Origin of the sequence: Aquimarina sp. MMG015 (genome assembly GCF_018100855.1) — a bacterium.
Taxonomy (GTDB): Bacteria; Bacteroidota; Bacteroidia; order Flavobacteriales; family Flavobacteriaceae; genus Aquimarina; species Aquimarina latercula.
This window is the reverse complement of the sequence record NZ_JAGJEB010000003.1, coordinates 51,207-75,794: the sequence shown is the minus strand read 5'-3', so window position 1 is coordinate 75,794 and position 24,588 is coordinate 51,207. Positions and strand designations below refer to the sequence as shown.

Annotated in this window: 27 protein-coding genes; 21 read left to right on the top strand and 6 right to left on the bottom strand. The window is 31.7% G+C overall.

Going from position 1 to position 24,588, the window contains the following annotated elements; translation table 11 throughout:
- The first annotated feature begins 19 nt into the window (after positions 1 to 19).
- The 10 genes from J8L88_RS07060 to J8L88_RS07015 all read left to right on the top strand — a co-directional run bounded on the left by J8L88_RS07060 (position 20) and on the right by J8L88_RS07015 (position 8,820).
- Complete coding sequence (locus J8L88_RS07060; RefSeq protein WP_211060359.1) at positions 20 to 610, top strand: hypothetical protein; 591 nt, start codon at positions 20 to 22, stop codon at positions 608 to 610.
- Between the two features lie 53 nt (positions 611 to 663).
- Positions 664 to 1,260, top strand: a complete 597-nt coding sequence (locus J8L88_RS07055; RefSeq protein ID WP_371813623.1) for a Crp/Fnr family transcriptional regulator — start codon at positions 664 to 666, stop codon at positions 1,258 to 1,260.
- 75 nt (positions 1,261 to 1,335) lie between these two features.
- Positions 1,336 to 2,637: a M20 family metallopeptidase gene (locus tag J8L88_RS07050; RefSeq protein ID WP_211060358.1), complete on the top strand. Its 1,302-nt coding sequence runs from the start codon at positions 1,336 to 1,338 to the stop codon at positions 2,635 to 2,637.
- 71 nt (positions 2,638 to 2,708) lie between these two features.
- Positions 2,709 to 3,158: a GNAT family N-acetyltransferase gene (locus J8L88_RS07045; protein ID WP_027395343.1), complete on the top strand. Its 450-nt coding sequence runs from the start codon at positions 2,709 to 2,711 to the stop codon at positions 3,156 to 3,158.
- Between the two features lie 118 nt (positions 3,159 to 3,276).
- The gene (locus J8L88_RS07040; protein WP_211060357.1) at positions 3,277 to 5,550 is read left to right on the top strand and encodes an aminotransferase class III-fold pyridoxal phosphate-dependent enzyme; all 2,274 of its coding nucleotides are present in this window, start codon (positions 3,277 to 3,279) and stop codon (positions 5,548 to 5,550) included.
- 3 nt (positions 5,551 to 5,553) lie between these two features.
- Complete coding sequence (gene modA, locus J8L88_RS07035) at positions 5,554 to 6,339, top strand: molybdate ABC transporter substrate-binding protein (RefSeq protein WP_371813622.1); 786 nt, start codon at positions 5,554 to 5,556, stop codon at positions 6,337 to 6,339.
- A 53-nt stretch (positions 6,340 to 6,392) separates the two neighbouring features.
- On the top strand, positions 6,393 to 6,740 hold the full coding sequence (locus J8L88_RS07030; RefSeq protein WP_247666435.1) for a molybdopterin-binding protein: 348 nt from the start codon (positions 6,393 to 6,395) through the stop codon (positions 6,738 to 6,740).
- Positions 6,737 to 7,411, top strand: a complete 675-nt coding sequence (modB, locus tag J8L88_RS07025) for a molybdate ABC transporter permease subunit (protein WP_027395347.1) — start codon at positions 6,737 to 6,739, stop codon at positions 7,409 to 7,411. The genes J8L88_RS07030 and modB overlap by 4 nt, the downstream gene beginning before the upstream one ends.
- On the top strand, positions 7,408 to 8,280 hold the full coding sequence (locus tag J8L88_RS07020) for a sulfate/molybdate ABC transporter ATP-binding protein (protein ID WP_118387400.1): 873 nt from the start codon (positions 7,408 to 7,410) through the stop codon (positions 8,278 to 8,280). The genes modB and J8L88_RS07020 overlap by 4 nt, the downstream gene beginning before the upstream one ends.
- A gap of 6 nt (positions 8,281 to 8,286) precedes the next feature.
- Complete coding sequence (locus J8L88_RS07015; RefSeq protein ID WP_108805239.1) at positions 8,287 to 8,820, top strand: DUF2867 domain-containing protein; 534 nt, start codon at positions 8,287 to 8,289, stop codon at positions 8,818 to 8,820.
- Here J8L88_RS07015 and J8L88_RS07010 read toward each other — a convergent pair.
- The 3 genes from J8L88_RS07010 to J8L88_RS07000 form a co-directional block, all read right to left on the bottom strand.
- The gene (locus J8L88_RS07010) at positions 8,792 to 9,397 is read right to left on the bottom strand and encodes a DUF4230 domain-containing protein (RefSeq protein ID WP_118387398.1); all 606 of its coding nucleotides are present in this window, start codon (positions 9,395 to 9,397) and stop codon (positions 8,792 to 8,794) included. The genes J8L88_RS07015 and J8L88_RS07010 overlap by 29 nt on opposite strands.
- A gap of 92 nt (positions 9,398 to 9,489) precedes the next feature.
- Positions 9,490 to 10,020 carry a DUF4136 domain-containing protein gene (locus J8L88_RS07005; RefSeq protein ID WP_027395351.1) on the bottom strand — a complete coding sequence of 177 codons (531 nt, stop codon included), beginning with the start codon at positions 10,018 to 10,020 and terminating at the stop codon, positions 9,490 to 9,492.
- A gap of 74 nt (positions 10,021 to 10,094) precedes the next feature.
- Positions 10,095 to 10,271: a DUF5522 domain-containing protein gene (locus J8L88_RS07000; RefSeq protein WP_158594409.1), complete on the bottom strand. Its 177-nt coding sequence runs from the start codon at positions 10,269 to 10,271 to the stop codon at positions 10,095 to 10,097.
- Between the two features lie 28 nt (positions 10,272 to 10,299).
- On the opposite strand from J8L88_RS07000, the gene J8L88_RS06995 reads away from it, so the two are divergent.
- From J8L88_RS06995 to hemL, 4 genes are read left to right on the top strand one after another with little or no spacing between them, the layout of a single operon-like run.
- On the top strand, positions 10,300 to 10,626 hold the full coding sequence (locus J8L88_RS06995; RefSeq protein WP_108805241.1) for a hypothetical protein: 327 nt from the start codon (positions 10,300 to 10,302) through the stop codon (positions 10,624 to 10,626).
- A 6-nt stretch (positions 10,627 to 10,632) separates the two neighbouring features.
- Entirely contained in the window at positions 10,633 to 11,574 is a 942-nt protein-coding gene (locus J8L88_RS06990; protein WP_211060356.1) for a 1-aminocyclopropane-1-carboxylate deaminase/D-cysteine desulfhydrase, read from the top strand.
- 1 nt (position 11,575) lies between these two features.
- Complete coding sequence (locus J8L88_RS06985) at positions 11,576 to 12,439, top strand: glucosaminidase domain-containing protein (RefSeq protein ID WP_027395354.1); 864 nt, start codon at positions 11,576 to 11,578, stop codon at positions 12,437 to 12,439.
- A 6-nt stretch (positions 12,440 to 12,445) separates the two neighbouring features.
- Positions 12,446 to 13,732 carry a glutamate-1-semialdehyde 2,1-aminomutase gene (gene hemL / locus J8L88_RS06980; RefSeq protein ID WP_027395355.1) on the top strand — a complete coding sequence of 429 codons (1,287 nt, stop codon included), beginning with the start codon at positions 12,446 to 12,448 and terminating at the stop codon, positions 13,730 to 13,732.
- A gap of 61 nt (positions 13,733 to 13,793) precedes the next feature.
- Here the strand turns inward: hemL and J8L88_RS06975 are convergent, their stop codons facing one another.
- The gene (locus J8L88_RS06975; RefSeq protein ID WP_211060355.1) at positions 13,794 to 16,283 is read right to left on the bottom strand and encodes a zinc-dependent metalloprotease; all 2,490 of its coding nucleotides are present in this window, start codon (positions 16,281 to 16,283) and stop codon (positions 13,794 to 13,796) included.
- Positions 16,284 to 16,448: 165 nt separating this feature from the next.
- Here J8L88_RS06975 and J8L88_RS06970 point away from each other — a divergent pair, with 165 nt between their 5' ends.
- A complete protein-coding gene (locus J8L88_RS06970; protein WP_211060354.1) occupies positions 16,449 to 17,753 on the top strand; it encodes a hypothetical protein in 1,305 nt (434 codons plus the stop codon).
- Here J8L88_RS06970 and J8L88_RS06965 read toward each other — a convergent pair.
- Positions 17,729 to 19,237, bottom strand: a complete 1,509-nt coding sequence (locus J8L88_RS06965) for a hypothetical protein (RefSeq protein ID WP_211060353.1) — start codon at positions 19,235 to 19,237, stop codon at positions 17,729 to 17,731. The genes J8L88_RS06970 and J8L88_RS06965 overlap by 25 nt on opposite strands.
- A gap of 178 nt (positions 19,238 to 19,415) precedes the next feature.
- Between J8L88_RS06965 and yiaA the strand changes: the two genes are divergently transcribed.
- The 6 genes from yiaA (at position 19,416) to J8L88_RS06935 (ending at position 23,455) form a co-directional block, all read left to right on the top strand.
- Positions 19,416 to 19,892, top strand: a complete 477-nt coding sequence (gene yiaA / locus J8L88_RS06960) for an inner membrane protein YiaA (protein ID WP_211060352.1) — start codon at positions 19,416 to 19,418, stop codon at positions 19,890 to 19,892.
- A 125-nt stretch (positions 19,893 to 20,017) separates the two neighbouring features.
- The gene (locus tag J8L88_RS06955) at positions 20,018 to 20,785 is read left to right on the top strand and encodes a tetratricopeptide repeat protein (RefSeq protein WP_118387389.1); all 768 of its coding nucleotides are present in this window, start codon (positions 20,018 to 20,020) and stop codon (positions 20,783 to 20,785) included.
- Positions 20,786 to 20,865: 80 nt separating this feature from the next.
- Positions 20,866 to 21,105, top strand: a complete 240-nt coding sequence (locus J8L88_RS06950; RefSeq protein WP_147404057.1) for a hypothetical protein — start codon at positions 20,866 to 20,868, stop codon at positions 21,103 to 21,105.
- Between the two features lie 85 nt (positions 21,106 to 21,190).
- On the top strand, positions 21,191 to 22,474 hold the full coding sequence (locus J8L88_RS06945; protein WP_211060351.1) for a DUF2157 domain-containing protein: 1,284 nt from the start codon (positions 21,191 to 21,193) through the stop codon (positions 22,472 to 22,474).
- Between the two features lie 11 nt (positions 22,475 to 22,485).
- Positions 22,486 to 23,037, top strand: coding sequence for a GDYXXLXY domain-containing protein (locus J8L88_RS06940; RefSeq protein WP_118387383.1), 552 nt, complete (start codon positions 22,486 to 22,488; stop codon positions 23,035 to 23,037).
- A gap of 73 nt (positions 23,038 to 23,110) precedes the next feature.
- Positions 23,111 to 23,455, top strand: coding sequence for a DUF6515 family protein (locus J8L88_RS06935; protein WP_118387381.1), 345 nt, complete (start codon positions 23,111 to 23,113; stop codon positions 23,453 to 23,455).
- 75 nt (positions 23,456 to 23,530) lie between these two features.
- Here the strand turns inward: J8L88_RS06935 and J8L88_RS06930 are convergent, their stop codons facing one another.
- Positions 23,531 to 24,148, bottom strand: a complete 618-nt coding sequence (locus J8L88_RS06930; protein ID WP_051336320.1) for an SPOR domain-containing protein — start codon at positions 24,146 to 24,148, stop codon at positions 23,531 to 23,533.
- Positions 24,149 to 24,588 lie beyond the last annotated feature (440 nt).

Here is a 24,588-nt window from a genome sequence, read left to right as displayed (position 1 = left end):
AGAAATGTTAAAAAAGCTATTGAAAATAATACTTATATTGATAATCTTTTTAGGGATTGGTGCTGGGTATCTTTATTTTAGATTACATAATAATATAGATAATATTTTAGAAGCTAAAGATGATTGGAGAAGCGAGGTATTAGAATTTCCATTGATATTTGCTGGAGATTTAGAGTACAATGGAGAAGAACATATACGATTTGCACCAGGTTGGGGAGATACCAATAGTGAAGATTATTTTTCATATGTTTTTTTATGGGTTTTAGAAGAAGATCCAAAATTGAATGCTACGGAACTAGAAAACATTATGGATGTCTATTTTGACGGACTTATGAATACAGGTGCCATCACCAATTTTAGTTTTTTTAAAAATATTCCAGAAACCCAGTCTTCAATACGGCAATTAAATGATCATATGTATAGAGGTTCTATAAAAATGTATGATGAGTTTTTTGCTAAAGATAGGACTACCTTAAATGCTGATATCCATTATGAATATTGTACCACTAGAAAACAACATTTTGTATGGTTTTATTTATCACCAAAAGATATGGATCATCTAATTTGGAAACAACTTAAAGAAGTTCAATTAAATATTAAGTGTAGATAACAATTAGTTTGTATTAAGATGCATTTTCGCAAAAACATAATAATTACAAATACGTGAATTCAGAAAAAGAGTTAAAAAAATATTATGAATCATATATCGAAACATTTCCTGACTTAAACTCAGAAGAATTAAGATTTTTACAATCGTACCTTACAATAGGAATGTATGAAAAGAAAGAATTTCTTTTTAAAAGCGGAGAAGTTCAAAAAGAAGTTGGATTTGTGTGCAAAGGTCTTTTAAGACGTTATTATATTAACGAAAAAGGAAATAAGATAACTACTGGTTTCGTAAGTGAAAATAATTATGCAACAGATTATCCTGCTTTTATTAGGCAAATACCGTCTAAGTATTTTATTGAATGCCTTGAACCATCAGTAATTATAAAGTTACCATATAATAAAATTCAAGAAGGGTATAAAAAGTATAAGACAAGTGAAATGTATGGAAGGCTAATCGCAGAATATGTATTGACCTTTCAGACAGATAGAGTAGAAAGCTTTTTATTCAAAAATGCTGAAGAAAGATATTTAGATTTTATAGAACACAATAAAGATATTATCAATAGGATAAGCTTATCTCATTTATCTACCTATTTAGGGATTGAACGTCAATCATTAAGCAGAATTAGAAGTAAAATTGCGAAAAGATAGTTTTTGTCACATATGTGTCAGGTACATCATTTAATTATATCTCATTTTTACATTATAATCTTAAACACAGTAAAAATGATTTGTTACAAAGCAGTATTGAACACAACATTCCTCATAGTATTTCTTTTTTGTGGATTGGTAGCTTTTGGACAAGAAGTATCAATTACATCTTCTATCCATAAAGGCATACAACAACGAACAGATGATATTTTTGATAGTCTTGTGAAAATTCGTAGAGATTTTCATATGAATCCTGAAGTCTCGGAACAGGAAAAAAGAACAGCGCAGAAAATCAAAGAATATTTACTTTCTATAGGATTAGAAGTTAAAACTGATATTGGAGGAAATGGTGTAGTTGGTGTTTTAAAGGGAGCTAAAGAAGGAAAGAAAATAGCTTGGAGAGCTGATATTGATGCAATGCCTTCAGAAATACCTGATGTGGTAGATTTTAAATCTAAGACAGAAGGTGTACGCCATATATGTGGGCATGATGTACACACTACAATTGCATTAGGAATTGCTAACGTATTAGCAAGCCAAAAAGAACAATTAGAAGGAACAGTTTATTTTATTTTTCAACCCTCAGAAGAGAATTATAAAGGAGCTCAAGCAATGATAAAAGATGATTTGTTTGATCTGATCAAACCAGATGAGATATATGGAGCGCATATTGCACCATTGCCGGCAACAATGATTTCCACTAAGCCAGAATGGTTATTTGCTGATTATAAAATGATAGAAGTGGTGTATATGAACTCAACTGATGATGATGCAATGATTGAGTATACCAAAACATTGCTTAAAAGTTTTCAGAATATTAAATCAGGTAGTGAATTTTTTGATCCGCAAAGTTTATTAAGCCCAACTATCGGCTTAGCAAATCCCAATACTATTTTTAAAGATTATACAACGGTAAGTGATAATTTCAGTGTTAAAGAAATAGGTGATTTAATATCAATTAAAACGTATGTGGGCTCTAGTATTTTTAATGAATTAGATAAGATTTTACCTCTAGTGCAGCAGAAAATCAAGTCATCAAAATATAAAACGAAGTTGATAAATGTATCGTATTCTGGAGACCGTGCAAACCTAATGAATGATAAAAAGTTAACTAATGAGGTTATGAATTCTATTTCTAAACTTTATGGTCAACAAAATGTAATTCGATTATATGGAGAAATGCCAGATGGAAGAGGTGATGATTTTGCGTATTTTCAAGAACGAGTACCTGGAGTATATTTTTTCTTAGGAGGGTCTAATTTTGAAAAAGGAATTATCTCGATGCCTCATGCTCCAAATTTTGCAATTGATGAGAGCTGTATTAAAACAGGAGTAAATTATTTTTCATCAATGATTGTAGAAAGACTATATGATTAATTTGTTAGAATTAAGTGAAGGTTTTTTGCTATTATGAATAAAACCTAAAAAAAAACAATTAAACTACCTCAATGATACGACCCTATAAATTGAAGGATAAAAAAGAATTAATTGATGTTTTTAAGCAAAATATACCAACATATTTTGACCTCAAAGAGGTAAAAGATTTTCAAGATTACTTACAAAAGTATAGTGCCTATTATTATACAATCTTTTATAAAAAGAAAATAGTAGGAGGAGTAGGATGTTATTTAGAGGGTAAAAATAGAATAGGTAGAATAACATGGATATTTTTTCATCCAAAATATACTGGATTGGGATTAGGAAAAAAAGCAATAGAGCATTCATTATCTATCTTGAAATTAAGTTCGGAATTAGAAAAAGTAGTAGTAACTACATCTCAACTCGCGTATAAATTTTTTGAGAAGTTTGGATTTGTATTAGATAAAATAGAGAAAGATTATTGGGGACTAGGATTGGATCTGTATCTAATGGAACTATCGTTTAACAATAATTCTTAAGTGATTAAAAGTATCAAAATTTATAATTGATTCTTTGTGGGATTGCAGGGCAGATACAGTATCTTTATCATAAGGTTTTAAAAATAGATGTCCAAGAAAATTTTTTTTCATTCACACAATGATAGATAAACTCTTAGAAGCTGAATTTTCTTTTAATCAGCCCGAAGTTAAAACGTTGAATGGCTACGATAACGTCAATTATATAGTCAAGAATAATTCCACGAAATATATTTTTAAAACATATTCTTATGATAAAGAATTGTTTTCTATTCTTCAAGCAGAAAATGAATTACTTCTTCATCTTAAGGGTAAAGATGTAGATATGTTTCCTGACCCTATTCCGTTTACGGATGGTACTTTTATAAAAGTAATAGAGGTTGATGGGGTTAAAACTATTTGCCGGATGCTTTCGTTTTTAGATGGAAAGTTTTTAGGTAATGTTGAAGCTACAGAAGAACTATTTTATAGTTTAGGAAATTTTCTTGCTGAAATGAATCTTAAGTTTCAAAAATTTGATAGTTATGTTCTAAAAGCTAGACAATGGGAGTGGGATATTCAGCATGCGCACTTGAACAAGAAATATCTAAATGATATCGTTGATCCGCATAATCGAAATGTAGTTCGTTATTTTTTTCAACAATTTGAAGAAAACGTAATTCCGTTACTACCAGAATTAAGAAAGCAGGTAATACATAATGATGCAAATGAATGGAATATCCTAACGGAAAAAGGAAAAGTTTCAGCAGTTATTGATTTTGGTGATTTGGCATATTCACAACTAATAAATGAATTGGCAATTGCAATTACTTATGCGTGTTATGATAAAGAAAACCCTTTGGATTGGATACCTTTTATTTTAAAGGGATATCATAGCGTTTTTCCTTTAAAAGATAAAGAAATAAAAGCGCTGTATTATCTTATTGCTACTAGACTTTGTACTAGTGTATGTAACTCTGCGCATTCCCGAAAAATAAATCCAGAGAATATATATGCTACTGTAAGCGAAAAGTATGCTTGGCAAATGTTATATAAATGGATAAGAATTAATCCTATTAAGGCGGAGAATGTTTTTAGAAAAGCAATAGGTCTTTTACCTATTGAAAAACCCTTAACTACAGAAGAACAAGTAAAAAGAAGGTATGCCAATATAAGTCCTATCGTCAGTTTAAGTTATGAAGAACCTATCTCGATGAGTCGTTCCGCTTTTCAGTATATGTATGATACCGATGGGAATACCTTTTTGGATGCTTATAATAATATTCCGCATGTAGGACATTCACACCCAAGCGTAGTGCAAGCAGGGCAGAAACAAATGGTGAGATTGAATACCAATACGAGGTATTTATATGATTTGCTACCTACTTATGCCGAAAAGTTATTGTCAAAATTTCCGGATTCACTTACTAAAGTATTTTTTGTAAACTCAGGAAGTGCAGCTAGTGATTTAGCAATGCGAATGGTATATGCTCATACGGGATATAAAAAAACAATGGTTATGGAACATGGGTATCACGGTAATACGCAGATTTCTATTGATATAAGTGATTATAAATTTAATAACCCAAAAGGTCAAGGACAGAAAGGAAATATTCTAAAAACTCCAATTCCTGATACGTATAGAGGGAAATATACTGAACGAAATGCAGGTGAGTTATATGCAGAAGATGCAGTGGAACAAATAGAAAATTCTAGTGCTCCGATTGGGGCTTTTATAACAGAACCAATTGTGGGGTGTGGAGGACAAGTACCTCTTGCTGCTGGATATCTAAAAAAAGTATATCCAGCAATTAGAAGACAAGGAGGAGTTTGTATTAGTGATGAGGTACAAACAGGTTTTGGTCGTTTAGGAGATTGTTTCTGGGGATATGAGTCACAGGATGTTGTTCCTGATATGGTGATTGTCGGTAAACCCATAGCTAATGGTCATCCAATGGGAGCGGTGATAACAACCAATGAAATAGCGGAATCTTTTAGCAAAGGAGTAGAGTTTTTTAGTTCTTTTGGGGGGAATCCTGTTTCTTGTGCAATTGGATTATCAGTCTTAGATGTTATAGAAGAAGAGAAATTACAGCATAATGCTAAACAAGTAGGAGATTACTATAAATTTCTACTATGCGAACTTCAAAATAAATATGATTGCATTGGAGATGTAAGAGGGTCAGGATTGTTTTTAGGTATAGAAATTATAAAAGCAGAAAATAGCGAAACGAATAAGACATTAGCACATCATATTAAGAACGAACTGCGAAATAAGTTTATACTAATTAGTACAGATGGACCAGATGATAGTGTCTTGAAAACGAAACCTCCTTTGTGTTTTACTAAAGAAAATGCAAAAGAAGTAGTAGATACTATCGATGAAATATTAGAAAGGTATTATGATAAAAATTAGAAAGTGCTAAAAGTTATTTTTATAGAATTTCAGAATTTTAAGTTTAAAGTTTTTGTAATTATTCTTTTGATTGTAAGCGGATGTAAACAACCAAAAAAAAATGTGATTACAATTGCTGCTGCGGCTAATATACAATACGCAATTGAGGAAATTTCTAACGCATTTACAAAACAAACAGGAGTACCTTGTGAATTAGTAATTAGTTCTTCAGGAAAATTGACAGCACAAATTATAGAAGGCGCTCCCTATGATATTTTTGTTTCTGCAAATATGAAATACCCAAATGAAATTTATGAGAATAAATTAGCCCTTGAAGCTCCCAAAGTTTATGCTCATGGACAATTAGTGTTATGGTCTATGGATCAAGAATTAGCTCCTTCATTGGAGATATTAACTGATAGCCGTGTTGTTCACATTGCCATAGCAAACCCTAGAACAGCACCATATGGTCAATCCGCAGTAGAGGTGCTAAACAAAAATAACATATATGATGCTGTAGCAGACAAATTGGTTTATGGAGAAAGTATTTCTCAAACGAACCAATTTATTATTTCTAAATCTTCCGAAATTGGTTTTACCTCAATGTCAGTAGTGTTATCTAAAAAGATAAAAGATAAAGGTCGATGGATTCCTATTGATAAAAAAGAGTACACTCCAATCGAACAAGGAGTCGTTTTGATTAAAAGAGAAATTCAAGATTCTACAAACAGTAGAAAATTTTATGAGTTTCTTTTTTCTAAAGATGCTAGAGAAATACTAGAAGATTTCGGATATTTAGTAGCTGAATAATGAATGTTTTCTCGGGGCATATATCAGATATACAGGTAAGCAAAAATTTATCGATGGTTTCTATTGAAATAAATGAGCATACAAAGCTCAAAACTATTTTAGTTGAAACTCCTGATACTGCTTCTTATCTGAAGAAAGGGAACTCGGTAAAGTTATTGTTTAAAGAAACTGAAGTAATTATTAGTAAAGATGATTCATCCTTAATTAGTATTCAAAATAAAATTCCCGCGACAATAAAAAAGTGTGACAGTGGAGTTTTATTAAGTAAGATATTTTTACATACAGCAATAGGAGATATTGTCGCCATAATTACTACGGAAATTTTCAACGAACTTTCATTGAAAGAAAATGAAGGAGTAATTGTGATGATTAAGGCAAACGAAATAATGCTTTCTAAATGATAGATTGGGCACCAATCATACTAACTACTAAACTTGCATTAGTAACGACAGTTGTTTTGCTAGTAATTTCAATTCCATTGGCCTATTGGTTAGCATATTCTAAATCAAGGATTAAACCGATTGTAGAAACTCTAGTAAGTATGCCGTTGGTATTGCCGCCGACTGTATTAGGGTTTTATCTATTAATGGTATTTAGTCCGGGAAACAGTTTTGGTAGTTGGCTACAAGATGTTTTTGGAATTCGATTAATTTTTTCATTTTCAGGATTAGTGATAGGATCAGTTATTTATAGCCTTCCTTTTATGGTTGGACCTATTCAATCTGGTTTATCTGGTTTACCTAGTTCTCTACAGGAGGCTTCCTATGTGTTAGGTAAATCTAAAATGAAAACACTTATTAGTGTTTTATTACCAAATATAAAACCTTCTATATTAACAGGGATTGTATTGGCTTTTGCTCATACTGTTGGTGAATTTGGGGTTGTTCTAATGATTGGGGGTAATATTCCTGATAAAACGAAAGTGGTTTCAATAGCAATATATGACGAAGTTGAAGCATTAAATTATAGCGGTGCAAATATGTATTCATTGCTATTGTTTATAGTAACCTTTGTGATTTTATTATTGGTGTATTTAATTAACGGAGGATATTTAAAACGGTTTTGGAAATGATAGAAGTTACCATTGATAAGAAGCTCCAAACGGCTGAAGGAAATATGAAGCTTGATATTCGATTGAGTATAGAGAAAGGGCAATTGGTTACTTTATATGGGGCTTCTGGAGCAGGAAAGACATCAATTCTTAGAGTCATCGCTGGGTTGCTTTCGGCAGATAGTGGACAGATTGTAGTAGACGGTACATATTGGTTAGATGATAATAGAAAGATCAGTTTTAGTCCTCAACAACGTAGAATTGGATATGTTTTTCAAGATTATGCCTTATTTCCAAATATGACAGTGCAAGAAAATCTAGAATTTGCCTTAGGAAAAGGTCAAGACAAAAGTGTTATTGAAGAATTGATTTCTATAGTAGCTTTGGATAAACTTAAGAATAGAAAACCAAATACGTTATCAGGAGGTCAACAGCAAAGAGTGGCATTGGCTCGGGCATTGGTTCGCAAACCAAAGGTTTTATTGTTGGATGAACCCTTGTCTGCGCTTGATATAAAAATGCGTAGCAAATTGCAGGATTATATACTAAAAGTACATCGAGAATATGAGCTAACCACAATTTTGGTAAGTCACGATATTGGAGAAATTATTAAGATGTCTGATAAAGTATATTGTCTTGAAGATGGTAAGATAACTAAAGTAGGAGATTCGTTATCCGTTTTTACGGATAATCAACTAAGTGGTAAATATCAGTTTACAGGAGAAGTGATTAACATAGAATCGGAAGATGTTGTATTCATAGTTACAGTTCTTATTGGTAATAATGTAGTTAAGGTCATCGCACAGGAATCGGAAATTAGTAGTCTAACTATTGGAGATAAAGTTGTTGTAGCTTCTAAAGCTTTTAATCCTGTACTTATAAAAATTTAAGAATCTATGAAAGTTGAAAAAGTAAGTTTACCTAAGACTTCATTACTACTTAAAAACAAGTATGATTATTCTGATAGTTTTAAAAGTGAGTTTACGGATAAAGAGGATGTCGTAGATATCTTAGTAATCACTAAATCCTTTTTTTCTACTTCTCCTAAATGGATTGAAAAACTATTTGTGTTAAGAAATCAGATAGTTGCAGTTTTTGGACTTAAAACTGGAGATAGCCTGGATAAGAGAAAAGAAACATTAAATAATTTTAAAGGAGAGATCGGAGATAAAATAGGGATTTTTAAAGTATTTGATAAATCGGAGAATGAAATTATTCTGGGAGAAGACGATACGCATCTTAATTTTAGAGTTTCTCTACTCTTAGATTCAAAACCTAATTCGAGTAAAAATCTTACTATTTCGACAATTGTAAATTTTAATAATTGGTTTGGGAAATTGTATTTTTTACCTGTAAAACCATTTCATAAACTCATTGTTCCAACCATGCTTAAAAGTACTATTAGAGGATCAATTGCTCCGAGTCAGTAATAGAACTACCTTTGTAAACTAGTTTCCATCCTAAGGAATTGGTAAGAATGTAAATCTTTTGTAGCTCACTAATTAAACGATTTTCTGCATTAGATTTTAGTGTAGAGGCTTCTATCTTTTTGTTAAGCTGTCGTGTAACTTCTTTCTGTATCAGGTTATGATCTTCTGGACTGAATTGATTAAAAAAATCTTCTTCTAGATCGTGATATTTTATGTTGGGATTGATGTTAATCTCAGCTTCAGGGATACTGGTAATTGTAAGTGTCTTATTAGTTTGATCGATTTGGTGTTTGATCTTGCTTAAGTCATAGGAAACGGTAACACCAGCATTTACCACAACAATAGCCTTTTTTTCAGCAGTTAAAATATCCAAGTAATATTTTTTGGCATCTTTATAGGTAATAACTTCGGAGAAATGCCCTTCGGTAACAACTAATTTCCCAACATTTTTTATCTGGTCAAGTATAAGATCAGAAGACTCTAATTCAGTTTTTTGGGATGTAGCTTGATTGATAAAATAACTAATGCCAACTGCTATGAATGCAGCAATTAAGGCACCAAGAAGAAAATTACGCATATTTTTATAAGTCAGGTTTTTTATAAAAATACATAAAAAAATAGCCTCTGCATGATAGAAAGGCTATTATGATATCAATAAGGATAAAATGATTATTTAAATTCTGGAGGGTATTTCTCTAGTATTGCAGATACAATTTGATTCATTTTTTCCTGTTTTTTGTCTACTTTTTCGGTTAAGGCTGCTGTTCCCATTCCTTGCCAAATTAATTCATTTTTTGAAGCATCAATAAGATCTATATATAATGTTCCTTCTGTCGTTCTAGATACAGTATTAAAACCGCTGTTCCAAAACCAAGGATTCCAGCCCCAGCCGTAACCAAATCCAAAATTATTTTGATAAATATTTACGTTTTCCTTTGTTTTTGTAAAGATGCTAACCAATACATCCGGGTTTTCAGATTTTGTAAAACCTTTAGCGGTCATATCGGATTCAATAGCTCTTAAAATGCGTTTTTTGTCTAGGTCACTGATTTCAGCTTTATCTATACCTGGTTTAAAAAAGGCATAGCTTTTGTAACCATTAAAATTAGTTTGCTTATCATAATCAGATGCTACTCTAACAGTAGAGCAAGAACCAAGTGTAATGATAAGGATCAGTGATAAAAGAGAGAAAAATTTCATAATCCTGTGTATTAAATGTTCAACAATATTTTTTTAAAAATATGCACAACAATCGTACCATGAGTAAGATAGAGTTACTCTTTAGTGTACTTATTTGTTTTTTTGTCATAGCCATAGGGACAATGCCTACAACCGCTCTCGCAACAATAACCTCTTTTTAAATGGTATTGTTCCGTAAAACATCGGTACCCTTCTGGAGTAAGATAATAGTCTCCTTCTTCGGGTTTTAGTATTCTTTTTGGATTGCTCATCGATACAAAAATACTATCTTGCGCTAAGATGCCAATTGTAGTTAACAAATATTTGATAGGTCGTCATTTTGTGGGAATCGCACTTTGGCCTTTTATTGTGGTTAAAAATCACCATTTAAAGGAAGATGCAGTTTTTATAAATCATGAGAAGATTCATCTAAAACAGCAGTTGGAGTTGTTGGTATTACCATTTTACTTCTTGTATCTAGTAGAGTATATTGTCCGATTACTTCAGTATAAAAATTCTAGAGAAGCTTACCGTAATATTTCTTTTGAAAGAGAAGCGTATGAAATGGAAGCTGAGCTTTCTTATCTAAAAAACCGAAAACTCTGGAGTTTTACTAAATACTTATAATACCCTATGAATTTTTTTTCTTCGGTAGTAAGAGAATCAAAAAATGAAGAAATAGTGCATCCTATTTTAAAACAAGCAGGAGTGTCTATTCACATAAAAAGAGAAGATCTTATTCATGATCATATTTCGGGAAATAAATTCAGAAAACTTAAATACAATCTTTTAGAGGCTAAAAAAAAGGGTTTTAATAGGATACTTACGTTTGGTGGAGCTTATAGTAACCATATTTCTGCTACTGCAGCTGCAGGTAAATTAGTGGGGTTAGATACAGTTGGGGTTATTAGAGGAGAAGAATTAGTAAAAAATTTATCACATACGCTATCGCAGAATGATACCTTACGTTTAGCATCACATAATGGTATGCGACTAAAGTTTGTTAGCAGAAAAGATTACAAAGAAAAAACATCAGAACCATTTTTGGAAATGTTGAAAAAAGAATTTGGCTCTTTTTACTCTGTTCCAGAAGGAGGTACAAATGAGTTAGCAATAGAAGGGTGTAAAGAAATTTTAACTGGTAAGGATGAGATATTCGATTATGTATGTTGTGCGGTGGGAACCGGAGGAACTATCTCTGGGATTATCAATGCTAGCCTCGAGCATCAGAATATTATTGGATTTCCTGCGTTAAAAGGAGATTTCCTTTCTGATGAAATTAAAAAATACACTCATAAAACAAATTGGAGTTTAACAGAAGAGTATCATTTTGGGGGATATGGTAAAATAAATCTATCATTAATTGAGTTTATTAATAGATTTTACAAAGAACAAAATATTGCTTTGGATCCAATCTATACAGGAAAGATGATGTATGGCCTTTTTGATAAAATACAGAAAGGGTTTTTTACAAAAAATACTCGTATTTTAGCCATTCATACTGGAGGGTTGCAAGGTATTTCGGGTATGAATAAGAAGCTAGGTAAAAAGAAGCTTCCGCTTATTAGAATTTGATATGAACGTGAGGAGAATTATAACGTTGTTTTGTATAGCTACATTCATTGTTTCTTGTGGAGGTAGTAAAAAAGCAACTACTTCTAGAAGAACCAAAACTGCTTCTAGAAAAACTGAAGTAAAAAGAGAGGTAAAAGAGGTTAAAGAAGAGGTAGTTAAACCGAAAAAACCACTTACTACAGTTTCTTACAAAGAAAAAGTTCAGAATTATATATTTGAGTATGTAGGTATTGCCAAGCACGAGATGATTCAGTACGGTATTCCTGCGAGTATAACATTAGCTCAGGGAATTTTAGAATCAGGTGCTGGTTACGGAGATCTTACCAGTAAGGCAAAAAACCATTTTGGGATTAAATGCCATGATTGGACAGGTGATAGAGTGTATCACGATGATGATCGATCCCAAGAGTGCTTTAGAAAATATGATGAAGCAAGTCACTCTTTCAGAGATCATTCTTTGTTTTTAAAGAATAGAAAACGCTATGCAAAACTCTTCACCTACAAGCAAGATGATTATAAATCTTGGGCATATGGATTACGTGCTGCTGGTTATGCAACAGATAAGAAATATCCGGTTAAACTTATAAGTATTATAGAGCGGTATGAATTGGATAAATACGATGCAGAGGTTTTAGGAAAATTGTATACTGTAACAGAGAAGAAGAAACCTAATGTTAGAACAACTACTAAATCGAAAAATGGAGAATATGTCGTGCAAAAAGGAGATACATTATATTCCATATCGAGAAGGTACAATTTAAAAGTTACAGAGTTAAAAGCATATAATAATTTAAAAGATAATGCAATCGCCATAGGGCAAGTGCTTAAAGTACAAGAACCTGATGATGATTCTGAAGAATTTTAATTCAATATGATTTATAAAAGAAGTAGCGCTCTATTTAGAGAGGCTCAAAAAGTAATTCCGGGTGGAGTTAACTCTCCTGTTCGCGCATTTAAAGCAGTTGGGGGAGATCCAATTTTTGTAAAAGAAGCAAAAGGAGCTTATTTGTATGATGAAGATGGTAATCGATTAATAGATTATATCAATTCTTGGGGGCCAATGATTCTTGGTCACGCGCATCCGCCAGTTGTAGATGCTGTAGTCGAAAAAGCTAAGAAAGGAACCAGTTTTGGAATGCCAACAGAAATTGAAACTAAGATTGCTGAGTTGGCAGTATCGATGGTTCCTAATATAGATAAAATACGTTTTGTGAATTCAGGAACAGAAGCTTGTATGAGTGCTGTTCGATTAGCAAGAGGATTTACCAAAAAAGATAAAATAATCAAATTTGCAGGTTGCTATCATGGCCATAGTGATTCTTTTTTGATTCAGGCAGGTAGCGGTGCAGTTACTTTTGGAAGTCCAAACAGTCCTGGAGTTACTGAAGGTACAGCAAAAGATACATTGCTTGCTAGATATAATGATCTAGGTAATGTTGAAGAAATTATTAATTCTAATAAGAATGAAATAGCGTGCATCATTATAGAACCGGTAGCTGGTAATATGGGATGTATTCCTCCAGTCAAAGGTTTTTTAGAGGGGTTAAGATCCCTTTGTGATGCTCATAATATTTTGTTGATTTTTGATGAGGTGATGACTGGGTTTAGATTAGCAAAAGGAGGAGTACAAGAATTGTATGGAATCAAAGCTGATATTGTAACTTTTGGTAAGGTAATTGGAGGAGGTCTTCCGGTAGGTGCTTTTGCTGCTAGAGAAGAAATAATGAATCACCTAGCACCTTTGGGACCAGTATATCAAGCAGGAACTTTAAGTGGTAATCCATTGGCAATGGCTGCTGGATTGGCAATGCTAACTGAGTTGCATGAAAATCCAAATATTTTTGATAGTATCGCAAAAAAGACTGAGTATTTACATGAAGGTATTGCTAAGGTATTAATAGAGAAAAATATAGTACATACGATTAACAGAGTAGGCTCGATGATTTCTGTTCATTTTTCTGAGAATCCTGTAGTAGATTTTGAAAGTGCTGCAGAAGGTAATAATGATGCTTTCAAGAAATTCTTTCATGGAATGCTAAGCCAAGGTGTATATATCGCACCAAGTGCTTTCGAAACTTGGTTTATCACAGAGGCATTAACTTATGAAGATTTAGATACTACTATAAAAGCAGTCTCCGTTACAGCAGGTAGTTTATAAAAACAAAAAGCCAATCTAATCTAGATCGGCTTTTTGTTTTTATAAACGATGGATTAATCATTTATTTTTTAGGTTCCAGTATTAGTGAGATTCTTTCTGTTGCATCCTGTAAATGATAACGTGTCATTCTATCAGATGTCCTACCTATTGCACTATTAATATTTCTTTGTAAGTTTTTTAATTCTGCTCTAACAATAGGTCTGATGTCACTTTGTGAAACATCTACATTAGTACGTCGTACAAAACGTCTAAAGTTAGCAGGAATTGGAGTTTGCTCTTTTGTCATCAAAAACTCCAATCTTTCTAAGTATGCACGTTGTAAATTACGACGATATACATCAATTGATGCTCCCGTTCTTAATTCTTTCCAAATACCAGATCTCAATTCTGTCATCATATCTATTAACGAATATGCATTTCTTGCGTTTAGAGCTTCATTTTCAATTAACCGCGCCATTCTGCCTTGATCTAGTAAATTGTTTAATGTTCTAGTTTGAAATCCACGAACGCGCTCTACGCTACCTGCAGATTCTATTTTATTAAAAATGGTAGCATCTAATAACCAGTCTGGAGTAATAAATAACTGCTCTTGTAAGAACTTCATGGCACGTTTTTGATTTTCTTTAGTTACATGTGTATAAACAGCTCCTTCTTGATCATAGGTCTTGTAGTATTCGTATACACCACCAATATTAGAAGAAACATGTCCCATATATCTATTATATTGACTTAATACTTGTCCATACATAGTCTGTAAGTCGCTATAATTTTTACCGTCTTCTGCAGTCCATTTGATTAAATTAGGAATAATTCTTTTTAAGTTGGCAATACCATAAGTACTAGCTTTTACCGCATCATCACCAAGATCTTCTGTTTGTGAGCTAGGGTCAATTACACCAAATTGTTGTCTCCCAAAACGATATTTAGGGTCATCTGCGTGTTTTAATATCCAGCTATCCAAAGTTTTTTTCTCTTCTTCAGGAGTTGTATTAAGAATTGGTCGGTATCCCCATTTTATAGAATATTTGTCATAGATTCCAATTTCTGGCATTAGCGCGACATCTCCATCACCTGGTTGCGCAATGTAATTAAAACGAGCATAATCCATTATAGATGGTGCAGTTCCGTATTTTTTAGTAAAAGCAGGATCACGTAATGATTCTACTGGATATGCAACACTACTTCCCATATTATGAGGCAATCCTAATGTATGACCTACCTCATGAGAAGATACGAATCGTATTAACCTACCCATAACTTCATCTTTAAAAGCTACGCCTTGTGCGTCTGGATTGATCGCTGCAGTCTGTACAAAAAACCAGTTACGTAATAGAGTCATTACGTTATGATACCAGTTGATGTCACTTTCTAAAATTTCTCCAGATCTTGGATCACTTACATGTGGTCCATTTGCATTAGGTATAGGAGATGCTAAATAACGTACTACAGAGTAACGCGCATCTTCTGGACTCCAATCTGGATCTTCTTCTTTTGTTGGAGGATCTTTAGCAATAATGGCTTCTTTAAAACCAGCTTCTTCAAAGGCTACTTGCCAATCTTCAATACCTTGTTTAATATATTTCACCCATTTTTTAGGAGTAGCACGATCTATATAATAGACAATTTGTTTTTTAGGAACAACCAATTCACCTTTTTTGAATTTTTCAATATCTTCATCCCGAACTTCTAATCTCCATCGATCTAAATAGCGTATCGTTTTACTTTCTTGCGCTTCAAGTCCATAATCCGTTTGTCCTCGTGCAAACCAGCCAACTCGTTGGTCAAATATTCTACGTTTCATAGGTGTTTCTGGAAGTAAAATCATAGAATTACTCATTTCTAAAGAAATAGTTCCAGTACTTGCATTAGAAGGTGGTGCTCCGGCGTTGTATGTTTTTACGTGTCGCGTTTCTATATTAAGAGGATAACTTCTTATCGAGTCGATATAGGAAAGGCTAGCATCTAATCGAGTGATCTTAAATCGCTTTCTTCTTGAAGCTGGAAAACCAATGGCTTTCACATCTTTTTTAAATAAGTCTGTAACATCAATTACTGTGGCATTATTTACAGAATCTTTATGAAAAGCTTTTATTGGAAATGAAAATAGAACAGGTTCAAAGTTAGAATTTTCTACTGCTTCATGAATTGGTAAAGAATCTGCGGCATAAATCTGATGTGATACTACTCTTAGTAATACTTTTTTATTCTTTCTTTGCCATCTAAGTACCTGTGTGTTTTGTTTTCCACCACCAAAACCAATACCTGTAGCGGTTTTGGCAATTCTGGTTACCATCAACATCTCTCTGTTAAATAGTGAGTCCGGGATTTCATAAAAGTATTTGTCCTCTATGTTATGAACAGTGAAAAGTCCTGGGTCACTTTTAGCCTTTTTTGTAATAACCTCTTTATAAGGTTTAATAGCATTTTTGTCTTTGCTAGGTTTTTTAGCGGCTGTGGTAGCAGGCTTTTTATTTTTTTTGTTTTGTAATGAAGAGCAACTGGAAAACGTTACTGTAAATACCAATAAGAGGTATAGTGTATTTTTGAGCATGAGTTAATTTTTATCGGCCGAAGATAAAGAAATAACTATGGCGTAGTAGTGAAAGGAAAGTTAAAGCCTAAAATCAAGGCAATTAGTGTTCTGTAGATTGCCAATTTCTATTTCTTATAATTAGAATAATTGCACTACATTTAATCCTCAATTATAAAGTTGTTTATGCAGTACACTTTGATTCATCGCTTACTAAGAATGTTTTTGTATCTATTTGTTTGCATCTATGTTGTTTGGGTCGGAGTAGTTGTAGAACCAGATACGATGAGTTACGTTGGTCTTTCTTTAATAACACCGCCAGGATATGGAACTTTCTTATTTGTTTTTAGAAAATTGTTTGGAGAAGCTCATTATTACTATGTTATAGTATTTATTCAATTAATTTTAAGTTTTGTTTCTTGTTTGTATCTGGTTAAAACGATTAAAAAGGTTTTTGATTTAGATTATCGATTGATATTGTTGATCGAAGTGATGTTATTGGCTCCCGTGGTTATTCCGGAATATTTGACCGTAAATCGTATTGTTACGCAAGGATTAGCTTTTCCTTGTTTTTTGATGATTTCTTCATTTTTGATACAATATCTTTTCTTGAAAAGTAAAAGAGTAATAATGATGTTATTGCTAAGTATTTTTGTTGGATTGTTAATACGAACTCAGTTTTTCTTTATACTTCCAGTACTATTTTTAATATTGGTATATAGAGGGTATGTGAGTAAAAAAATTAAACAATATTTGATTCCAATAGTATTTGTGTTGCTGATGCCGCTACTGGTTTCTGTGACACAGAAAACCTTTAATTATATAGTTCATGATAAATATATAAATATTTCTAGTACAGGACTTCAGGTAATGATTATGCCATTTTTTGTAGCTGATCAAAGTGATTATAAAATTTATGAAAATCTTAAAGTTCAGGAGTATTACAAGCATATGTATTCCTTAGCTTTTGAGCGTAAACTTTTGGATGATTTTTATAAGCCCGTAAATGATAATGTATTTCATCATTTTGATTATAATTTTGTGAATATATCTTATGGCATATTTTCAATTGAAGGTAGAAAGTTTTTAATGCCATCTAATCCAAATTCTCATGAAGCTTTGATCGAAAATGACAAGATGTTAATGAGTATGTGGCTACCGTTGTTGTTTGATAATTTTTGGAAATGTGTTGATCTCTTTTATAAAAATGTAGTGAATGCTTTTGGAGGATTTTACATGATATGGTTATCACTTTTATTATTGATAAGCTCACTTTATATTTGGATAAAACGAAAAGAAAAAATTGCTTTACTGGCTTTTGTATTCTTGTTACTGACATTTAGTAATGTGTTGTTAATTTGTATTGTGCAGCATAGTATTGGTCGATATTTAATATATCACCAATGGATGTTACCAGTATTGTTTGTGTTGTTATTAGATTTGATTATCAAACCAAAAAAGCATATTCAAATCGAAGATGAGTCTTTTTGAGATTGATGTACAACTTGCAGCGTAGTATCATACAAATCTAATTGTAATACTTTTGCCTTTAACCAAGCATAAAAACTCATCGCAAAAATATCCTCTCGATCCGGACTGTTCTGAATTAAAGAATGTTCTATTTTTAATATAAATTCGTCGGTTTTTATGGTATGGCTATTAAAATAGAAGCTGGTAGCTAAGGATAAAAATTCTAAAACTCTGTGTTCATTATTATTAATTAAATAAGAACGGTGCTTTTTTCTAAAACTTTTTATTCTAGAAGTCACTAAATCCAAATGATCTAACTCTATGTGTAATAGTATTTCCGTTAGATTTTTCTTTATAACCCAGATAATCCCTGCTTTTTCTGTGTACCAAACATCGCTATGATGCAATTCATTTAGAAGCCTTAGTGCTTCTTTGGAACGTGATTGTTGAAAATAAAAAACAATTAGCGTTAATTTTAAATCTAAGATATAAGTGGTTTGATCTTTAAAAAGCTTATAGTTAAAATTTTCTAAGGGTACTATGGCTTCCGTGGCTTTTCCAGTATAATTATCATTTAGTACCTGTAATAGTGTAAGTTGAGGAAGAAATCTTTTGTAATATTTTTTCTTCTGTTTAAGCATCTGTACCTCCATTTGCTTTAGGTATTTATAGGAAGTGGTAAAATTTTTATTTCTGAAATAAGAATTAGCAACATAATAGAGAATCTGAATGTGGTAGAATAGATGCTTATCTGTAAGTTGTTCTTTTGATTCAATTTGTTGATATGTTTTTTCTACAAAAGAAAGAAGCGAATAGAAATTTCGAGTAACATTTGCCGCTCGATTGGTAATATCAAGAATCTTAAATAATGATCTAAAAGTTAAATCATTAGTAACTGATATATCGAATTGATTTAAAGAGTTTTTAATAATCAACGATATATTATTACTGTTTTGTGAAAGCTCATTTTGAATGTTAGCATAAAAAAGATTTAGATTCTCCTCTTGTTGCAATAAAGTTTGATTTCTTTTAAAATCTTGTATTAAGGATCCTAAAGTTGTATTTGGATCTACATGTGCATATTGGATTTTTGTATAATGTATCTCGTGTAATACACTAAAAAGATCAAATGTTTTGGCTTTTAGCTCTGCCTTTTTTATTGTTTTTAGAGCTATTTTATATTGTTTTTGTTCAAAGAAAATTCTACTTGCCAGAAGTAGCTTAAAAATCTCCATTTCTTCAGAAGTTTCGGTTTCAAAACTTTTGGTAGCAATAAAATCAATAAGGCTATCATGTAATCTTTTGCAAAGCGCGTGATAAGCACCTTTAGCACTCTTTCCATATATTTTTATATCTAGATCTTTATGGTTATATGATGTGTCTAGAATTTTAAATAACTGGATGTTTTTGGTGTCATTTCTTTTGTTTTTATGTTTTAGATAATTAATGAAACTCTTTTTTTCTTCAGTAGATAAAGTAGCTATTATGGAAGAAAGTGGATTCATTATATCGTAAGTATTTTAAAGATAAAACTCTTTTTTATAGATCTAATTTAAATAAAAATTACAATTATATCGTAAGTTTTTTGTAAAAATTGAGTTTTTAAACTCATCAAGTCATCGCAAATTTGTCCTGTTCAAAACAAATAATTGAAATAAAATTTAATCATCAAAATTAATTATTATGGATTACAAGTTTAGCAACGAAGTAACAGAAGAAATTGTAAATGATCATGTTGATAAAAATGAAGTCAAAACGTATGATCAAAAACCGACATCAGCTTTTATAGGAGCATCTTGGGTAGCATTGTTTGCGGGTATGGTATCATTCTGTACTGGTTTATGGAATGCTGATATGTTATTAAATGAGAAAGGATATTACTTTACTATTTTACTATTCGGATTATTTTCTGCTGTATCCGTTCAGAAAAATGTGCGTGATAAATTAGAGGGGTTACAGGTAACAGAGATCTATTATGGAATTAGTTGGTTTGCAGCGTTAGCATCTATTGTTTTATTAATTATAGGATTGTGGAATGCAGATCTAGATCTGAGTGAAAAGGGCTTCTACGGAATGTCATTTACGCTAAGTTTATTTGCAGCGATTGCGGTACAGAAAAATACAAGAGATAAAAAATTCATTGAGGCAAAAGAAGTGTAATTGGAGAGTAAATCAAAAGGAGGGACTACAATATTGTAGTTCCTTGTTTTGATGATTAGAAAAGGCAGCTACGGCTGTAGCTGCCTTTTTTTAGTATAGTTCGATAATGAATTAATAAGTTAGAAATGTATAAAAATATAGTAAAAGGAATTGTGTGTTTAATGTCAATAGCAGTTTTTTCACAGGATAAAGGGACCGCTATATACTTAAAAGGGAATGAAAATTTTAAAAAGGGGAAGTATAAGAAAGCGATAAAAAATTATACTCAGTTAATTGAAAAAATTGATGTAGATCTTGTTAAGAAAACGGGATATATTAATAGGGGATTATCAAGAGATAAGTTAAAGGAATATGATCTTGCTATTCTCGATTTTACAGAGGCTATAAAACTTGATAGTATCGATATGGCTTCTTTTGTTGATAGAGGGTTGTCTAAAATGCATGCAGGATATCTAGATCAAGCCAAAGAAGATTACAAGTATGTTATTGATAAAAATAGTAATAGTAAAATGATGGAAGCATCAATTTATTGGACAGCGAGAATTAACTATTCCCAGGGAAAATATCAAGAAGTGATTAAGAACTGTGATGAATACTTTAAAGTTAATTCTACGGACCCTGAGCTTTATTTTATTAGAGGAACTGCCAATGATATACTTGGAAATTTTGAGCAATCAATTATAGATTATACAAACGCGATAGAATTTTACCCAAATTATTTTCAGGCATATGCGAATAGGGGTACTGCTAAGATTAATTTGTTAACCGGGAACGGTAATATTCAGCCTTCAAAAGAAGAAACAAAAAGTGCTTGTGAGGATTTAAAGAAAGCCAGAGACTTAGGTGATACTTCTATTGAAGACCTGATTTATATTTATTGTAAAAAGAAATAGAGTAAAGAATAAGTTATTTTCATCGATTCATAATGCAGAACTCCAAACAGAATTTAAAGAATAAACCAACTTTGTTTTTTATGATAGGGATTATTGTTTTTGCCCTAGGAATACCTTCTGGAATTTATGGACTAACTCTTAATGGCGGTGCTAGTTTAGGAGGAGTATTAATTTTAAGTGGAGTTATTCTTTTTATTCCTTTTTTTATAATCGATCGAATTTTGGTAAAGCGGATAAAGCCTCTCAAGCTTTCAATTTTAGAATTAATCTTTAGTTTAATTATTCTACTCTGTTATAATATTCAACAGATTAGTATCTAAGTAATAAGGTCATTTTGAGGGAGGTAATTTTTTTATAAAATTAATTATTCCTTTTAAATAATTACAACTTTTTAATCATCAAAATATGAGTTCAAAATTTAATAAAGAATTAAAAGAATTGGTCAGTGATCAAGTGATTTCGTCAGAAATTGCAGATAAGATATCTCAATATTATGGTCAGAAAGAAGGAACTAAACCTAACAAACTGTTTACCATATTTGGGATTTTTGGTGCATTACTAATTGGGGCGGGTATTATTTTAATGTTAGCTCATAATTGGGATGATTTTTCTAGGCTAACAAAAACTATACTGGCATTTGTTCCTTTAGTTATTGGTCAGTCTATTGTTGGTTTTTCTATTTTAAAAAATAAAAGTCGCACTTGGAAAGAGGCTTCAGGAACTTTCCTGTTTTTTGCAGTAGGAGCTAGTATTTCTTTAGTAAGCCAGATTTATAATATATCAGGTGATCTAGGTTCGTTTCTAAAGACTTGGACTATACTATGTCTTCCATTAATTTACTTGCTTAGATCCCATGCGGTAACACTTCTAGTAATCTTGTCAGGCACATATTATGTAGCTGAGGTTGGTATATGGAATTATAGAAACTACAGTGTTCCTTGGTGGTATTTTATTTTTATGTTGGGAATCATACCACACTATTGGCTACAGATCAAGAATAATATATCAAGTAATACAACGACAATTTTTAATTGGATTATTCCTTTAAGTGTTACTATAGGTTTAGGGGCTTTTATTAGAGGTAATGAGGAGTTGGGTTTTGTGATGTATGTGACTCTTTTTGGGGTTTTCTATAATATTGGTAGATTATCAATATTCAAAGAATTAAGGACACTTAGAAATGGATTCTTAATAATAGGTTCTTTGGGGACTATCATTTTACTAATGATATTTACATTTAAATGGACCTGGAAAGAGATGTATGATACAACTATGTATCAAGCACAAGAATTCTATGTTTCATTATTTTTAGTAGGTATAGCAATTTCCACCTTGGGATATATTGTCGTCAAAAAAGGTGTTAGATCTATAAACCTATTTCAAATTTCATTTCTAATATTCTGGGGATTATTCTTCTTGCTTTCTGGTGCAGAAGTAATTCCTATGATTTTAACTAATATATTGGTTTTTGCTTTAGGGATTACAGCAATTAAGATTGGAACGGATAAGTTTAATTTCGGAATCCTTAACTATGGACTATTGATTGTTTCCATACTTATTATTTGTAGGTTTTTTGATACAGATATGAGTTTTATTATAAAAGGTTTACTATTTGTGATTGTAGGGGCAGGTTTTTTCCTTACCAATTATATGATGCTAAAAAAACAACAGAAAAATTCTAATTTATAAAAATTAAACCTATGAAAATCATTTATTTATTTATCCTATTTATTGTGATTGCATTGGCGCAGATTTTTGTTCCAATTCATATGATTGTAAATAATGAGGATGTATTAATTTCAGGAACAGAGTATAAATTTAAAACAAGACCTGTTGATCCTACAGATCCTTTTAGAGGAAAGTATATCACATTGCAATATGAGATGAATCACTTTGACACAAAAGATACTACCTATGTAGTAGGAGAAGAGATCTACGTGTATCTTAAGAATGATAATGAAGGATTTGCTGAGGCCTCGGAGATAAGTAAAGTACCTGTAGAAACTGAAAAAGATTATGTGACCGCTAGAGTAACATATTATTATAATGGTCAAGTGAATTTTCAACTTCCATTCAATACTTATTATATGGAAGAAACAAAAGCATATGATGCGGAGGTGGCCTATGTAGAGGCAAATAGAGATAGCTTATCTAATAATATATATGCTTTAGTGTATATCAAAGATGATCATGTGGTTCTTAAAGATGTTTTGATAGATGATATACCTATAAAAGAATATGTAGAAAAATAAAATATAGAAATTAGATTAAACCTTTCTTCATAATCTGGGTCATATTAATGAAAAACATTAAAAGAAGATTATTATGAAGACATTATTGAAAACATTAGTAATTGGCATTATGTTATTTACATTAACTGCCTCTTGTGCAACTACGGTAAAAGTTAGTCCAGCGAATAATGTAGTGGTGACTAAGGTTCATAAGCCTAGAGTTGTAGTACATAAAAATGTAAGGTATTATAGAAATAATGGTGTCTGGTATGTAAAAAAGAATAGAAGATATGTGAAAGTTACAGCTCCAGTTGGTGTGCGTGTAAGTACTTTGCCTACTGGATATAGAATTGTTAAGGTAAGAGGTGTGCGGTACTATAAGCATAAAGGAGTATTCTACAAAAAATCGGGAAGAACTTTTGTAGTAGTAAATGTGTAATAAGTTTTAGATTGAGTTGGTTAGTTTAGTTAAGAAAATTCCTTGAGGTTTAATAAAAAATCTCAAGGTTTTTTATTACCAAGCTTCTTCAATCTTTATACGCTTTCCGTTTTGGTAAGAAGCAATAAACGCACCTCTAAAACCTAGGCCAACTAATTCTCTGCGGAATTTTTTAGCTTCAGCTAAAGAAGCAAAATTACCCAGCGCATATTTATTAAAACTTCCTGCTTTGATTTGTTTAAAGTTCACAAACTTATCCGAGTATAATGATAAATCTTTTTCTTCAAAAGCCCCGATCTGAACTGCATAAACAAGCTCTCCTTGTAAAGATGCTTTTTCCTGCTGTTCACCAGTATTACTATTTGCTGCATTGATCTCTTGATCCATGGATAAATTCTTAATAGTTTCTTCGAGTTCGGCAATCTTATTTTTAAGTATGTCGGATTTCGCTTTAGATTCACTTTTAGCAATTAGGTTGTCAGGAGTATTGAATTTCATGAAATAGATGGTTCCTGCAACTCCTAAAAGAGCAATAATTCCTAAAATTATTGTAGCAATTTTAAATTTTCTACTATTTTCTTGTTCTTCTCTAAGAGCTTTGGTATGAGTATAGTTAGTAGCTCTCTTTTCTTCTTTAGCATTGTCGATTTGAACTTGAAAATCTAGTAGTTCATCATCACTGATATAAGGCATGAGTTGTGGTTTTAATGTGTTCAAATATAGTTGATTATTGTTTTACCCAAAAATTAAATTACTGATAAACCGTAATCACTGCTTTGACAGTGTGTATTTTGATAGGTTTTTGATAAAGGATTATTGCGTTAAAATATCCTAGTTAATATGTAGGATTTTTTGCCAATAAAAATAATAAATATCGAAAAATTGTACTCATAACGATTTTTGATAGCAGGATGTCGAATACTTTAGAAGTGTAGAAATATTGTATACAATCATGCGTTATTCTTTTTTTGGTAGTCTGTTTCAATAATCCGCCCACCCTATGTTGAAGTAAACTACGATGCTATTACTATACACTAAACTTAACCATCGTGAACACAAATATATCCTTATGGGTACCGCATTTATTTTTTTCCCATTTATGGTGTAAAAAACAATTGCATCCGAAGATTATT

What these genes read in the sequence shown, in the direction of transcription:
- J8L88_RS06985 (WP_027395354.1), top strand. Translation starts at nt 11,576, where the DNA reads ATGAACGTGAGGAGAATTATAACGTTGTTTTGTATAGCTACATTCATT.
- J8L88_RS06930 (WP_051336320.1), bottom strand. Translation starts at nt 24,148, where the DNA reads ATGCCTTATATCAGTGATGATGAACTACTAGATTTTCAAGTTCAAATC.
- J8L88_RS07000 (WP_158594409.1), bottom strand. Translation starts at nt 10,271, where the DNA reads ATGAGCAATCCAAAAAGAATACTAAAACCCGAAGAAGGAGACTATTAT.
- yiaA (WP_211060352.1), top strand. Translation starts at nt 19,416, where the DNA reads ATGGATTACAAGTTTAGCAACGAAGTAACAGAAGAAATTGTAAATGAT.
- J8L88_RS07005 (WP_027395351.1), bottom strand. Translation starts at nt 10,020, where the DNA reads ATGAAATTTTTCTCTCTTTTATCACTGATCCTTATCATTACACTTGGT.
- J8L88_RS07030 (WP_247666435.1), top strand. Translation starts at nt 6,393, where the DNA reads ATGGTTTCTATTGAAATAAATGAGCATACAAAGCTCAAAACTATTTTA.
- J8L88_RS06965 (WP_211060353.1), bottom strand. Translation starts at nt 19,237, where the DNA reads ATGAATCCACTTTCTTCCATAATAGCTACTTTATCTACTGAAGAAAAA.
- J8L88_RS06950 (WP_147404057.1), top strand. Translation starts at nt 20,866, where the DNA reads ATGATAGGGATTATTGTTTTTGCCCTAGGAATACCTTCTGGAATTTAT.
- J8L88_RS06995 (WP_108805241.1), top strand. Translation starts at nt 10,300, where the DNA reads ATGCCAATTGTAGTTAACAAATATTTGATAGGTCGTCATTTTGTGGGA.
- J8L88_RS06940 (WP_118387383.1), top strand. Translation starts at nt 22,486, where the DNA reads ATGAAAATCATTTATTTATTTATCCTATTTATTGTGATTGCATTGGCG.
- J8L88_RS07050 (WP_211060358.1), top strand. Translation starts at nt 1,336, where the DNA reads ATGATTTGTTACAAAGCAGTATTGAACACAACATTCCTCATAGTATTT.
- J8L88_RS06955 (WP_118387389.1), top strand. Translation starts at nt 20,018, where the DNA reads ATGTATAAAAATATAGTAAAAGGAATTGTGTGTTTAATGTCAATAGCA.
- J8L88_RS07045 (WP_027395343.1), top strand. Translation starts at nt 2,709, where the DNA reads ATGATACGACCCTATAAATTGAAGGATAAAAAAGAATTAATTGATGTT.
- J8L88_RS06970 (WP_211060354.1), top strand. Translation starts at nt 16,449, where the DNA reads ATGCAGTACACTTTGATTCATCGCTTACTAAGAATGTTTTTGTATCTA.
- J8L88_RS06990 (WP_211060356.1), top strand. Translation starts at nt 10,633, where the DNA reads ATGAATTTTTTTTCTTCGGTAGTAAGAGAATCAAAAAATGAAGAAATA.
- hemL (WP_027395355.1), top strand. Translation starts at nt 12,446, where the DNA reads ATGATTTATAAAAGAAGTAGCGCTCTATTTAGAGAGGCTCAAAAAGTA.
- J8L88_RS07010 (WP_118387398.1), bottom strand. Translation starts at nt 9,397, where the DNA reads ATGCGTAATTTTCTTCTTGGTGCCTTAATTGCTGCATTCATAGCAGTT.
- J8L88_RS07040 (WP_211060357.1), top strand. Translation starts at nt 3,277, where the DNA reads ATGATAGATAAACTCTTAGAAGCTGAATTTTCTTTTAATCAGCCCGAA.
- J8L88_RS06945 (WP_211060351.1), top strand. Translation starts at nt 21,191, where the DNA reads ATGAGTTCAAAATTTAATAAAGAATTAAAAGAATTGGTCAGTGATCAA.
- modB (WP_027395347.1), top strand. Translation starts at nt 6,737, where the DNA reads ATGATAGATTGGGCACCAATCATACTAACTACTAAACTTGCATTAGTA.
- J8L88_RS06935 (WP_118387381.1), top strand. Translation starts at nt 23,111, where the DNA reads ATGAAGACATTATTGAAAACATTAGTAATTGGCATTATGTTATTTACA.
- J8L88_RS07015 (WP_108805239.1), top strand. Translation starts at nt 8,287, where the DNA reads ATGAAAGTTGAAAAAGTAAGTTTACCTAAGACTTCATTACTACTTAAA.
- J8L88_RS07020 (WP_118387400.1), top strand. Translation starts at nt 7,408, where the DNA reads ATGATAGAAGTTACCATTGATAAGAAGCTCCAAACGGCTGAAGGAAAT.
- J8L88_RS06975 (WP_211060355.1), bottom strand. Translation starts at nt 16,283, where the DNA reads ATGCTCAAAAATACACTATACCTCTTATTGGTATTTACAGTAACGTTT.